General features: G+C 34.4%; 13 protein-coding genes. All 13 read right to left on the reverse strand.

Annotated features, from left to right (window positions below; translation table 11 throughout):
- Nucleotides 1-3: 3 nt before the first annotated feature.
- On the reverse strand, nucleotides 4-1,914 hold the full coding sequence (locus ACN1CN_RS09955) for a hypothetical protein (RefSeq protein WP_419135520.1): 1,911 nt from the start codon (nucleotides 1,912-1,914) through the stop codon (nucleotides 4-6).
- Complete coding sequence (locus tag ACN1CN_RS09960; protein WP_419135521.1) at nucleotides 1,892-3,871, reverse strand: hypothetical protein; 1,980 nt, start codon at nucleotides 3,869-3,871, stop codon at nucleotides 1,892-1,894. Before ACN1CN_RS09960 ends, ACN1CN_RS09955 begins: the two co-directional genes overlap by 23 nt.
- 4 nt (nucleotides 3,872-3,875) lie before the next feature.
- Nucleotides 3,876-7,562: a phage tail tape measure protein gene (locus ACN1CN_RS09965; protein ID WP_419135522.1), complete on the reverse strand. Its 3,687-nt coding sequence runs from the start codon at nucleotides 7,560-7,562 to the stop codon at nucleotides 3,876-3,878.
- A gap of 1 nt (nucleotide 7,563) precedes the next feature.
- Complete coding sequence (locus ACN1CN_RS09970; protein ID WP_419135523.1) at nucleotides 7,564-8,043, reverse strand: hypothetical protein; 480 nt, start codon at nucleotides 8,041-8,043, stop codon at nucleotides 7,564-7,566.
- Between the two features lie 83 nt (nucleotides 8,044-8,126).
- Nucleotides 8,127-8,372, reverse strand: coding sequence for a hypothetical protein (locus ACN1CN_RS09975; protein WP_419135524.1), 246 nt, complete (start codon nucleotides 8,370-8,372; stop codon nucleotides 8,127-8,129).
- Nucleotides 8,373-8,635: 263 nt separating this feature from the next.
- Nucleotides 8,636-9,139: a hypothetical protein gene (locus tag ACN1CN_RS09980; RefSeq protein WP_419135525.1), complete on the reverse strand. Its 504-nt coding sequence runs from the start codon at nucleotides 9,137-9,139 to the stop codon at nucleotides 8,636-8,638.
- 84 nt (nucleotides 9,140-9,223) lie between these two features.
- The gene (locus ACN1CN_RS09985; protein ID WP_419135527.1) at nucleotides 9,224-9,430 is read right to left on the reverse strand and encodes a hypothetical protein; all 207 of its coding nucleotides are present in this window, start codon (nucleotides 9,428-9,430) and stop codon (nucleotides 9,224-9,226) included.
- A 64-nt stretch (nucleotides 9,431-9,494) separates the two neighbouring features.
- Complete coding sequence (locus tag ACN1CN_RS09990) at nucleotides 9,495-10,010, reverse strand: hypothetical protein (RefSeq protein WP_419135528.1); 516 nt, start codon at nucleotides 10,008-10,010, stop codon at nucleotides 9,495-9,497.
- A gap of 4 nt (nucleotides 10,011-10,014) precedes the next feature.
- A complete protein-coding gene (locus ACN1CN_RS09995; RefSeq protein WP_419135530.1) occupies nucleotides 10,015-10,839 on the reverse strand; it encodes a hypothetical protein in 825 nt (274 codons plus the stop codon).
- Entirely contained in the window at nucleotides 10,829-11,011 is a 183-nt protein-coding gene (locus ACN1CN_RS10000) for a hypothetical protein (protein ID WP_419135531.1), read from the reverse strand. Before ACN1CN_RS10000 ends, ACN1CN_RS09995 begins: the two co-directional genes overlap by 11 nt.
- On the reverse strand, nucleotides 11,008-11,589 hold the full coding sequence (locus ACN1CN_RS10005; RefSeq protein WP_419135532.1) for a hypothetical protein: 582 nt from the start codon (nucleotides 11,587-11,589) through the stop codon (nucleotides 11,008-11,010). Before ACN1CN_RS10005 ends, ACN1CN_RS10000 begins: the two co-directional genes overlap by 4 nt.
- A gap of 1 nt (nucleotide 11,590) precedes the next feature.
- On the reverse strand, nucleotides 11,591-12,067 hold the full coding sequence (locus ACN1CN_RS10010; RefSeq protein WP_419135642.1) for a M15 family metallopeptidase: 477 nt from the start codon (nucleotides 12,065-12,067) through the stop codon (nucleotides 11,591-11,593).
- 11 nt (nucleotides 12,068-12,078) lie between these two features.
- Complete coding sequence (locus ACN1CN_RS10015) at nucleotides 12,079-12,498, reverse strand: phage holin family protein (RefSeq protein ID WP_419135533.1); 420 nt, start codon at nucleotides 12,496-12,498, stop codon at nucleotides 12,079-12,081.
- Nucleotides 12,499-12,512: the final 14 nt, after the last annotated feature.

The following is a 12,512-nucleotide window of genomic DNA, read 5'->3' on the forward strand; positions in this document are numbered from 1 at the left end:
TTTTTATACTAAACTCTCGGTTTTCGCACTTATTCGCCACCAATATTTACTCACTCTCTCTTTTTGTACCTCTGAAAACACATGGTAATTGCTATATGCATAAATCAATGTTTGTAATGTAATTTCATTAAATTTTTCAACAGAAATTAAGAAATCCCATTCCCAACCAATTGAGTTAATTCTAAAATTTATCCAGTTTTTAAATTTTGTACTTGCAACAAATGGAAGTAAAACATTTAAGTTCTCGTAGCAAACCGGACTACCTCCAATAGCGGTTTTTTTCATATGGACCACCCTTACTTTAGACGGTTCGTCTTGAAAATTGTATGCTGTTTTTATAGCGTTTCTTGTAATTATAGGCAGAGGTAAAGCATCAATTTTAATTGAGCTCACACCATCTTTGACTACATAATTATTGATTATGTTAGAATCTTTTGTAATTAAAACAGAGTCGAATTTATACTTTTCATTGGAACTTCCGTCTGTAAAAGCTAATTCATACGTTCGTTCATCATGAAAAGTTCTTTTAGGCTCCGGAATATCAAAACTAGAAAGATCAACTGCCTTACTTCTGTCCAGTTGAGTACCTATCAAATCCATTCTAATCACTTTTCCATCTGGGATAAACCCATAATTGCCCCAATTCTTAATTGAAATCACAAAGTCTCTAAAACTAATATCAGGCACGACCCGGGTTAAATCAATTTCTTTTAACGGTAAAACAGACATTATTGGAGACCCGTCAGGATTTCTATACCTCAAAGGTGTTAAACTAAACGAAATTGCCTCAGGATATTCAGGTGTAACTGAGGGAACTTGATCCCTTTTGGGTTCCGTTTTAGTAATTTTTATTATATCCCCGGCATTAAAAGAGACTTCTACATCCAAAGCATCGTCTCTTACCTCTGCCCATAAATTACTTGTACCGCCATCTTCTCTGTCAAAGTTTACATCAAAAATCATTGTGGAAATACCCGACGAAATTTTTTCTATTTTCAGATCCAGGCTTGAGCACCTGTATCTATCATGACTCCATGCGGGATTTTTTCTAGCAGAATACACTAAACTATAAATCGACCCAAAAAGTAGATAATCTCCCTTTTTTTCAACGGTCACTTCTTTGCTAAAAGTCACGTACTGAAACGTATTATTTACAAATGGAAGACTATCATATTGATTGTTATTGTAAACTATTTGTATTTCTGTTTTGGTGTTAACTGTGAAATAGGATCCATCTCTAAAAAGTAATGATTCCTTGAAATCACTATCATTTAAAATATCCCCCTCCAATGTATAGCCTGCTGCTTCAATTCCAACTTTAAGAACATGCATTTGATAAGGTAAAGGCTGCATTATATTTTTGATTAAATCAACATTTAACTCTGCATCCAAGACATTCTCCACAAATGAACCACCAACAAACTTATTAATTGTTTTTTCAAAACCATTGAAGTCTGCCTCTGAATTATACTTATCGGTATGAACCATCGGAAAGTTGTAATTGCTTTCCGGATAACCTTTAACAATTGTAGAAACCGCCTCTTCAGCTAAACTCCCAATGATTTTTTTTTCAAGAGGTAATTCGGATAGTTTTTTGTCAAATGATGGAAAATTAGAATTTCCTGCATTAATAGTTGCACTTATCTTCTTTCCAGTTACACTTTCGAACTTCAGAACGGCATCAACCAAGACACCATCCTTATCTAATTTCCCATCAAATACTCTAATGTTATTAATTGTATTATAATGATCTTCAAAACCACTATTTTTCGACAATTCAGAATCAAGATAGAACTCAAATGGGAATGTTATTTCTGTTGAAAAATCATCTTTAAACCATTGATTTTCATCGTTAAATGTGACTTGTAAGTATGTTAAGTCTATTTTAAATTTACTGTGGATAAATACTAGCATCTGTGTCTTCTAAAATATTAAACTCTATATCGAAATCCTCTTCTGAATTACTTGTATCTTGATTTATTAATTTTGTAGTTGTTGAATCAATGGAAATGTAATTTCCTTCTACGCCATCAAATGAGCACCATACATTTTCGCTTCTTATGATAGACACAACAACCCTGTGATCCGTTTTTAATAATTGACCGGTATTAATAGTCAACCCTTGACTGTTTTCTGTAAATATCTTCTTTTCATAGGATGCTCTATTTTTTATCTTTTTGGTTGTAGTATGTTTTACTCCTGAATTTACTCGCCTACGTCCTGAAAATTCGTATGGTTCAATTAAACCATTTGTGTTTTCAAAAAACAGAAAACTGCTTTCAAGGCCATTCTTAAAAACTAAAAATCTTTGTGTTCTTGTTTCTAAGCCTTTTATTATGATTATTTCAACACTGTCACCGGGTTTGACATTATTATTGAATCTATAATATGAATAAATAATTTCATCGACAGTTTGGTCTACCTCAAAATCTTCAACAACAACATTGTTAATCTTAACCATAATTCGCGGTTTTCCTATGTAAACAAAAGAGGTCGAAATAACTGATTTTGGGGTAATCCTTGTAATCTCTTGTTGTGCTACTGTCAACAACGCTAAATCTCCGGTTGTCATAAATGGACGATAACCTTTAATCATCTTAAACATTTCAATGCTACCACTTAAAACGTCCGAATGATTAGAATAATTCCGCTCATTAAAAGAAATAGAAACTTCAGCAGGTTTAAATTGCTTTTTAACGTAATTAGTTTTAAAATCAGGAACAAAATCGGAGAGCTTACTGATGTCATTTAAAAGGCTATCGACTATATCTCCAACGTAGAACTCGCCTTTACCTTTAAAAAGGGGCAAATCATAACTTCGTAAATAAGTTACTTTTACATTGGTATTTATATCAAAAACGTCTATTTTAAATTCTAAATGAAGGTACGTGTTCACAATTTCACTATTGTATCCTAAGTAAATATTTTCCCTTGTAAAATAAAGTCTTCCTTTCTTAAAAGGATTTCTAATGTTTGCTGCAACGTTAAGAGTAACCGGAACCTCAAAAAGATAGGTTCCTATTTTTACATTAATTGCATAAGAATATTGACCTACATTTAGTACTGAATAGTCCTTTGGCTTGACCTCTAATGTCATAGACCCGGTGCCGGACAAGCTTGAAATTTGTAGCCAGGATGGTAATGTATTTGAAATTTCCCACGATTCTGCACTTGAAATTATTTGTAAGTTTTGGAAGGGCGCATTTGGAATTTCAATATTAACATTGAAAACTAAATGATCTGGATTAACGTCACGAATCGGAGTTTGAGCCTCATTATGGATTGTGATAGTTGCGAATGGAAAGGTTTCCGGGACAGAAAAAAACGCATTGGAAAAATTCGCAGTTATTATGACAGTACCTAAGCCAGAATCAGGTTCACCAGTAATGCTTTGAATAGTAAATAAATTATTCAAGTTATAATCGGCATCTAACGCAGTCTTATAGTTGTCAGATATGTACCCACTGTATACTTTCCCCGTTCCTACTAGTTCAAAATAGCCATAAGGCCATGCGATATCATTACCCGTTTCAATGTCATAAATTATAACAGGGTACTCAGAAAGTACCTCAATTCTATAGCCCCCGCTTGGAAGGTCCATTATCGGAAAATTACTTAATGGAACCCTTTTGACGCTTCCGCCAATAGGTGTATATGTAACCCCGATGTTGTCAATGCTAATTCCCTCTTCAACGGTCATTTCGTATTTATTGCCTATAATGAACGGAGGTATTATTGTTTGCATCGCTGCAACACGGTTGTTTTTAAAAATTTCATTTAACCCCAATCCTGAAATTGATTCATCAATTCCAAGATATTCATTCTCAATAGGTATCTCAATAAATTCAACTGTAAGGTAAGAGTATGCCATGTTTTTAAGGTTTTGCGCTATTTTCTAATTTCGTTAATTCTTTAATTTTATCTCTGATTTTCTTTGCATTCTGGAAATCATTTACCAAAAAAGCTATTATGCCATCGGCTTGAATCTTTTCAAGAACATCTGTGTTTCTTTCTAAAACTTTAAGAATCTCTAAAACAAATTCTGAACTACCTGAATTAGAATTTGAGGTAGAATGATTCACAATTTCACGACCTGAATCACTTTGAAAACTGGCCTGTTTTCCCGCTCTTTTTTGTTCGAGGTAGCTCATTATGTTGGGCATAACGGGATCATTTGAGAACAACACTTTGTTAGGTATAACATACTCCCCATTGTGGTATGTATAATCTTTGTTTCCTAAAGCATTTGATTCTGTCTTGGGGTTTCCATCACCGGTGTAACCTCCTTGATAGTAGCCGTTTTTGTCCGGAAGAGGTTGTTTAATTGCCGTGGCCAATTGAACAGCTCCAAACGCTGCGACTAGTGCCCCAATAACTATACCGGCAATACCACCTTGTGCCAAAGCTTTAGAAACTCCAACAGCAGTATTTCCAATAATACTGACAATATTCATCATTTTTTCACGCTTTGCCTGCTTGTATTCTATTTCAGCCTTTTTCTTAGCTAAGTCATTGTCAAGTTTAGCTTTTTTTGCGTTATAGACTTCCTGAGTTATAAAACCTTTTTCAAGTTGAGTATTTAGAAAACTTTGTTTTTTACGATTATCAGCCTCAAATTTCTGAAGACTTCTTTTCTCACCGGCTGCCATTAGATTCGAGTACATACCATAAGCGTTCGAAACAGCTACGAATCCCATGCCTATTCCTTCTATCTTAGTTTCTAATGTATCAAAATTGTTAAAGATGATTTGCCATTGTTCTTGAGTGTAACCAAGTAAATCTAATCCTGTTGGCTTCTTTTCAGGCTCTTCATTTTCCGTTTTTTTGACTCCAAGTTCGTTTAGTTTGGCAGCATATTGATCTAAGAATAGTAAAAAATCTTCCCTTTCTTGAGGGGAAAGAAGTTCTATTCCTTGTACTTTTTCTTCGTCAAATACGTTTTGAATCCGAGTCATTAAACCAACCAAAGCATCCTCCTGAAGCTTAATTTCTTCAGTCAGGTACTTCTTCTTGATTTCCTTTTTGGCATTCTCAAGAGTGGTAATTTTGCTTAACTCATCGGCATTAAGGTATCTTTTAAGAATTTGTTTTGCTGTTTCTAGCGATCTAATTTGAGATAACTCAGCGTTATGTTTGGCTTGCAATGTCTGTAGAGATCTTTCGTTCTCTTTCTCCTGCTCATCAAAATCTTTTTTAACGAATTTTTCCCTGAGAGCGAGTAGTTTTAAATCACGTATCTTCTCAATGTCAATGAGTTGGTTGTTATTTAATTTTTGAATTTCTAATCGGTCAGAAAGTTGTTTCTTGAAGGATGTAACATCTTCCTTCGTTGTTTTGGGATTAGAAATTGCCTTGCGCAATTTGTTAATCTCGTAGTCCTCTCTTCTTACATTCTCTTTAGCATCTTCAATTTTGCGATCATATTCGTCGTTTAAAATAGCACGCTCACGATTGTATTCATCTATGATGGATTGATTCTTTATATCCTCAGCATTTCTACGCGATGCAATTAATTTTTTTTGTAATTCCTCTTCCTCTTTATGTAAATCTTCTGTGTGCTTTTTCGCATCTGCAAGCGCTTTTTCTCGCTTTTTTCGGTCTTCTTCTGATTCGCTTTGAGAATACTTTAAGCGTTCCTTATAAGCATTTAACCATATTTTTACTTGCTCATTCGAAGCGGTCATGGCATCTTTCATTCCTAATAATTTTGCCTCCTCTCGCAGTTTCTTCATTGCTTCAGCTTCAGCAGCAATTGCTTTTGCTTTTGCATTTTCTGCCTCAGTATTAATACCTAAAAGTTTCTTTTGGCGTTCAAGAATGTCCGTTTGTTCTTTTAAAGATGAATTCTGAGATTTTAAAGCAAAATCAAAGGCTTCTATAACTCGCATATCAGCTTTAATTCCAGCGACATCACTAAACAAACCCTGAAAACTTCCCCTTTTAGTAAGCTCTTCAATAACTGATTTTGCGGATTTTGCTAAATCTCCATAGTCAATTCTACTGGTTAAGTTCTTATCCGCCTTAATCGAATTAAGACGTTTGAATAATTTCTCTTGTGCTGCTAATTTTCTAGCAAGAGTAACACCGGTATCATTTTGTTCAGATTCTACTTTTTCAACTTGTTTTTGCAAAGCAATTCTTTTAATGTATTGTTCGTTAACTTTGTTTAACGAATCATTTAACTCCCCATTAGAAACAGTCTCAATATCAATGAATTTTACAAAATCGGGGTATTCATTTTTTAGTTCAACAAGCAATTGTTTACGTTCCTCATTTTTAACATTTGTAGATGTTATTTTGGAAACTAACATGTTTAAACCAAGCTGTTCATCCGCGAGTTCATCGGAAACATTTTTCATTGGGGTGATAAGATTCAAAAACGCTGTGCCAAGTTCAATTACTCCTTTTACAGTTCTTGCGAGAAGGCCATCTCCCTGTTCAAGACTCAATAAGAAGCCCTCCCAAGCTCCTGAAAAGCCTTCAATAGCTCCTTTTAAAGAGTTCATTTTTTCTTTTGCTAATTTTTCCGCCGAACCTGCCGAATTTTCCAATGCTTTGGTTTGGTCATTAATTTTTTGCGTTGAGTTCGCTAGAATTACAGCAACAGTAGCGTTTTCTTTACCGAAAAGTTCGGTAGCGGTTTTGGCCTGATCATTTGAAACTTTAATTTTGTCAAGTAATACCTGGTAAGGTTTGCCGGCTTTTGAAGATTCTAATAAAATGTTTCTAAATCCTGTACCGGAAGTTTCAGCTTGTATATTTTGATCAGCCAAAACTCCCATAGTTGCATTCAATTTTTCAAAAGTTACATTATTTAAGGCAGCTACAGCTGAAGTTTTCGGGAGAGCCGTATTTAAATATTCATAACTTGTAGCTGATATGTTGACAGAATTAGCCATTATATCTGAATATTTACCAGCTTTATCAGCACTTTCGCCATAGGAATTCAATTGACCTCCAACCAAAACAGCCGCATTTCCTAATTCTGTTTCCAGTGATGTGGCAGCATTTAAAACATCTTTGGTCATTGCCTTGATCTCCGGAGCCGTTTTACCCAACTTCGCCAATTCTAGTTGTAAGTCAGACACCTCACTTGCAGAATAAGCAGATCCTGCCCCAACTTTTATAGCATCAAGCGTTAAACCCGCAATTTGCGTTCTAGTTTTTTGCATTGTTGCGGCTAACGTTGCTTGCTTTTGGTCAAATTCAACGATGGTTGTCCAACCTTCCCTCATTTTAGCAGTGAAAGTCGAGATTAAAGAACTAACTGAGAAAGCGGCCAACATGCCAGATGCAACTGGTCCTAATGCGGTTCTAATCCTTCCTAAAACAGAAGGAACCTGATTTAGGTCTCTTCGAAAACGAGCTTGCTCTTCGGTTAAACGGGCATAGGTATTTCTTAAATGAGCCATTCTTTCATTGTAATCAGCCGCATTGCGATTTAAGTTTCGCATTTCATTTCTAACCCTACCCATTTCGGAAGTAATGCCACGCATAGAATTAACAACCTCTCGATCATTAATATAAATGTTCAGCCGTCTATTAATGTTTTCTCCTGCCATCTTAGAAATCTATTTGAGATGTTACTACAACTATTCTATTGTTACCCAAGGCAGTTGCTAAGTTTTCTAAGGCGTTAGTCGCTCGAAGTGCTTTTGAAATATGATCAGTGGCCGTGTAGTCTCTGTTTTTGTTAAAGGCTTTTACGGTTCCTCCTTTTCTTAAGTGAGCTGAAATTTGAATTGTTTTACCATTCGTATGACGAGAAAAGGATTTTACATTGGAGGACTTTCGGTTTGACTCTTTTTGAGCTCCGGTCTTGGATGATCCAAAATGACTTTTAAAAGAATAACCGGGAGTAACTAAAACCAAACGATCAAGGCGGCCTTCTCTATAACGCGCACTAAAATTAGATTTTTCTAGATTGCCCAAGTGCCTCTTAAATGTTGTGCGAACTTGATTAAGATAGGATGTTTTTAGTGCAGATCGAGCTATATTACCTGCTTTTTTCTCTTCAACTTCAAAATTGATAATTGGTTCCATTTACTTGAATTTTGATGCAAATTCCAAGTTTTAAGGAAGGATAAAAAGGACATAAAAAAACCACTCGAGTGAGTGGTTAAAATTTATTTACGCTTGAAATACCAGTAAAATAGTAATGGTTTTTCTTCCTTTGGTTCAAAACCTAATTCTAGAAGTGCTTCAAAAACTAAGTATTCATCAACAGCATTATGTGGTAAAATTACTTTTAGATTCCTAACAAGTTTTAGTGTACTGTACTTAAATTCCTTACTTGATAAATCGGCCGGCTCATAGTTTTCTGAAATCAGCTTTTTAACCTCTTCCTTGTAATCTAACATAAATATACTCATACTAATACATTTAAAATTAATATAAAGGAGTTCCCTTTACGGCTTGACCAATCATTCCGCGAGGAGTGAAAATCGGACTGTTTTTTTTCCAGCTACCCGAATCCTGAGAACCCCAGTATTAATTGAATTAATATGGAGCACTCCTCGTATTTTAGAATGATTGGTCGGTGCAAATATAAAACTTTTATTGACACTATTTTGACACAATATTGACACAAAAAAAGCCTGCAAAATGCAAGCTTAATAAATTTAGTAATTTGATACTACCATTTGTCTTCCTTATTGCCTACTACAATTTTGTTTTTGAACATGTCATTGACTTCATTCAGCATAATTGTAAAATTAGAGTGTAAAGTTTTGTAAAAGGTCATTTTACGCAAATCGCCATCCTTATTAAATAAGTCTACAAAAGTTCTTTTGATTCCTTTATCCAGGTAAACATCATAGAAAGAAATTTTATAGCGGCCATCCTTAAATTCTAATTCGCATGTATAATTATACAATCCTTCGGTACTTATACTTCCTTTAAATTTTTTAACTCCTTCAAAACGCAGTATTTTACCCTGTTCATCAACTTTAATCACATTTTTTGGGGTATCAAACATTTTTAATATCATATCTTTTGCAAGCTCATAACTCTGAACAGCTGTTTTTCCTTCTGTAGGAATAACGGCTGAACTAATTCCTTCTGGAGTTATTTTAATTTCAGTTTCCTGAGCATTCGAATATGTAATAAAAAGAAATAGCAATAACGTAATTTTTTTCATAGCGTAATTTTTGAATAGTAAATATATAAAAAAACCTACACGAATGCAGGTTGTTATTTGGGGTTGTTGTTGTTGTACATGTGTTTAATCAAGTGCCGAGGCATTTTCAAGCAATTCACTCAATGCTAAAAAAACGGGTGTAATTTTTTTTGCTGTAAAATTATCTGTCTCATTTTCAGGAATGTTGGACATTGCTAGTGCAAACATTTCGTTCAAAATTAATCTTTGTTCCTTTAGTGTTAGTGGACTCTGTAACACAGGATTGATAACGTTCTCTAATTTTTTAATCATAATCGTACGGGTTAATTGGTCAAAATTTTTAGACACTAAGTAATGCAATTATTGAACCCCAAGTTTATTGTGTACAAAAAATATTACCATCAGACCACTTATCCGGATTAACTATAAGAGGCTCAATTGTTTTCAAGTTAAAAAAGAACTCCATTCCATGGACTCCCTCTAAATCAGTATCAACTTCTGAATAAATCACAGAATCCTTATCAAAATTATTGTACAACCATCCGATATTCTCCATTTTGCTTTGAACATTTATCCTGGACAAAACTTCTAATCCAATAATTTCAGCATCATTTTTAGCCGCGAGCTGCGAGGGGACATCATCTGATTTGATCCCGATAAATAAGATCGAAAATGATAAAGATCTACTATTAAAAGTTCGTTGTTGATTTCCAGATAATTTTCCTTCGTAATTAAAGAAAACTAAGATCGGGCTCTGAATATCCTGTGAAGAATCCAATTTTTCACCTAATGCAAAAACCGAAGTCCCACAGTAATCTTTAATGTCTATATTCTTGGTTGCAAGTTCCTCGAAGTATTCATCTACTTTTTTATATGATAAAGGTCTTTCCATTTTTTTATCTTTTTAGAGCTTCTCGCTCGCGCTGTTTTACAATGCTTATATCATACAATGATAAAAATTTACCTGCGTAAACCTTTTCAACCTGTTGATGCGTTCCAAAAACCTGAACTTCATCCATGGCAAAGGCATCAATGATTTTTGAAAACGGTTGATATGGTTTAGTATTTTTTGGCCTACTTTCAGATTCCTCTGTTTCTTTGTGTTTTGGAAAGACATTTGGATTCCGGTTAATAAAATTTTGCCTACATCCCGAATATACATGTGCAATCATAAACTTAATGTGCAATGGAATTTTATCAGTGATGTATGAATTTTTCTCCAACATCAAACTTGAAAAAGGCATTCTTACATCCTCCGGATTATTCACTTTTGATTTTTGACGATATAAAATAGCTGTTAATCGATGTAAGTCGTCTGTGTTTTTTTCGGTAGCCCATTTGTAATAAAACGTATCTGCATACGAGAGCTCCTCGATTGTTGAATTTGACATTCGTGCCCCTGGTCCGAAAACTACCTTTCGAAATGGCCATCGACCAATTTTAATTTTTTTCGGGAACCTGGTAAATAAATCCTTTTCGTCAAAAACAAAAGCGGTATATTTTTCAAAGTCCACAGAAGGAATGTAAGTAAAGAAAATAAAGGCCTTAATTATATTTTTAATATTAAATTTTGGGATCAGCAAAACCGCCATAACTGCAACTTTAAATATATAGGTATCTACTTTATCATTCCTTGAATTAAAAAGATAACGACCGATAGCATTAAACTGCCACTCGGTCATATCGTTCCATTTTTCAGGTATTTTAAAATCAATTCTCATCGAAATCGTTTTTAGTTTCCTGCAAAATTTCTCTTTCTTTGAACATAATTTCAGCACAGGTTTTACCCAGTCTTGTGTACACAGTATCATTAACTGAAGAGAGCATTTGAATTTCTAAAAATTGGCGCGCTCTTTTTTCCTTTAAAACCAATAATTCTTCTTTCAAACTCATAATACTGGATTTACTTTTTTATAATACTTCCAACTCAAATACAAACTAACCGGTATTAACAACCATAGCAAGTTCCATAAGCTCCATTGCTGACGATCAGTGTTTTTTTTAGTAGCTGCTATTTCTGCAGCTGCTTTTAAACTGGTTTGTAATTCGGCTTTTTGCTCGGCTCTCTTTTGGTGATCCGTTTTTAGGATTAATTCGGAATTCCCGGAATTCCCGGAACTTATTTTGTTTTTCTGCTTTCTTTTTTTGTTAGTCAGCTTCGTATTATCCAAAATATGTTTCTTCCCGGTTGGATCAGTATAAGCTGCCGGTTTAGTTAGATCGCTTGGTTCTACGGTCATTTCGTCCGTTTCAAACTCACTTAGATCATCAGTATTTGAATTATACCATTTATTCAAATTCAAATCTTGATTTATGAATTCTTGGGAATTCCCGGAATTCCTAAAAAATCCGGAGAAATCCACTTTTTCCGATTTTTGCGATTTTTGCGATTCTGCTTTTCGAGAACCACAGGAGTTTATGATGTAAACCATGGCACAGATGGTGATCCAAAAAATGATAATGTTTTTCATATTAGATAATTATGTAGTTATTTTTATCTCGTTTTTTTGTTGAAAGCACTTTCCAATCAGAAAAGCCTTTTTTATCAAAATGCGGAAGGTCTTTAAAAGTTTTCCAATCTCCGCCCCAGTTCCAGTTGTATTTGGCGAAAATTTTCACACATTCCTGCCAATCCGAAATTTGGTCATTGTCCCAGTCTTTTGCGGTATCCCAGGAAGCCGTTTTGCCATCGATAATAAGACAAATGTCAACCGCAAAGCCATAATTGTGAATCGACTGTCCGCCTTTGGCATTAGTTACTTTCTTCCCGGGTTTTGTTCTGCCAGAGGCATACAGATCGTCCTGTTCCGCAAATGTTCTCAAACCTTGTGTTATTCTAACCTGAGCACGACCAGTTAGAACTTTGTTGCATTCATCGACTATGTTAGTCATCTCGGCTCTAACACTAGGATGCAATTTTGATATCCTTTCTTTTGTTACTACGTCCATCATATTTATATTTACTTAGTTATTATATTCCCTGTGTCCGAGAATAGATTTTTAATTTGGAAAGTGATTAATCTACGGATTGGCCGAATAAAGTATTTCACAAAATCATTATTGTTTCCGATTACCTCCATATTTTCTAAAATAGAAACGACCTCTATATAGATCATTATACAAATCATTGAATCGCCAAAAAAATTAGAGTATTGATTTCCGAACTTACTATCACTTACACTTCTAATGTTTAGCAGAACCATTCCAATTATAATTGATCCTCCATACTGAATGAATTTTGTAAATGTTTTACGGAAACCCTCTGAAGTTCTGATCTGCTTAGTTAGTGTTGCTTTACTAACACCAAAAACAAAGTCTAAAACAAAAAGAATAAACAATCCTATAAGCAATGAACCGTCAGGTATGTATTTTAAAATCATTATATAAAAGGAAT

The sequence above is a fragment of the Flavobacterium sp. T12S277 genome, from assembly GCF_048514875.1.
Lineage (GTDB): Bacteria > Bacteroidota > Bacteroidia > Flavobacteriales > Flavobacteriaceae > Flavobacterium.

What these genes read in the sequence shown, in the direction of transcription:
- ACN1CN_RS09955 (WP_419135520.1), bottom strand. Translation starts at nt 1,914, where the DNA reads ATGCTAGTATTTATCCACAGTAAATTTAAAATAGACTTAACATACTTA.
- ACN1CN_RS09960 (WP_419135521.1), bottom strand. Translation starts at nt 3,871, where the DNA reads ATGGCATACTCTTACCTTACAGTTGAATTTATTGAGATACCTATTGAG.
- ACN1CN_RS09965 (WP_419135522.1), bottom strand. Translation starts at nt 7,562, where the DNA reads ATGGCAGGAGAAAACATTAATAGACGGCTGAACATTTATATTAATGAT.
- ACN1CN_RS09970 (WP_419135523.1), bottom strand. Translation starts at nt 8,043, where the DNA reads ATGGAACCAATTATCAATTTTGAAGTTGAAGAGAAAAAAGCAGGTAAT.
- ACN1CN_RS09975 (WP_419135524.1), bottom strand. Translation starts at nt 8,372, where the DNA reads ATGAGTATATTTATGTTAGATTACAAGGAAGAGGTTAAAAAGCTGATT.
- ACN1CN_RS09980 (WP_419135525.1), bottom strand. Translation starts at nt 9,139, where the DNA reads ATGAAAAAAATTACGTTATTGCTATTTCTTTTTATTACATATTCGAAT.
- ACN1CN_RS09985 (WP_419135527.1), bottom strand. Translation starts at nt 9,430, where the DNA reads ATGATTAAAAAATTAGAGAACGTTATCAATCCTGTGTTACAGAGTCCA.
- ACN1CN_RS09990 (WP_419135528.1), bottom strand. Translation starts at nt 10,010, where the DNA reads ATGGAAAGACCTTTATCATATAAAAAAGTAGATGAATACTTCGAGGAA.
- ACN1CN_RS09995 (WP_419135530.1), bottom strand. Translation starts at nt 10,839, where the DNA reads ATGAGAATTGATTTTAAAATACCTGAAAAATGGAACGATATGACCGAG.
- ACN1CN_RS10000 (WP_419135531.1), bottom strand. Translation starts at nt 11,011, where the DNA reads ATGAGTTTGAAAGAAGAATTATTGGTTTTAAAGGAAAAAAGAGCGCGC.
- ACN1CN_RS10005 (WP_419135532.1), bottom strand. Translation starts at nt 11,589, where the DNA reads ATGAAAAACATTATCATTTTTTGGATCACCATCTGTGCCATGGTTTAC.
- ACN1CN_RS10010 (WP_419135642.1), bottom strand. Translation starts at nt 12,067, where the DNA reads ATGGACGTAGTAACAAAAGAAAGGATATCAAAATTGCATCCTAGTGTT.
- ACN1CN_RS10015 (WP_419135533.1), bottom strand. Translation starts at nt 12,498, where the DNA reads ATGATTTTAAAATACATACCTGACGGTTCATTGCTTATAGGATTGTTT.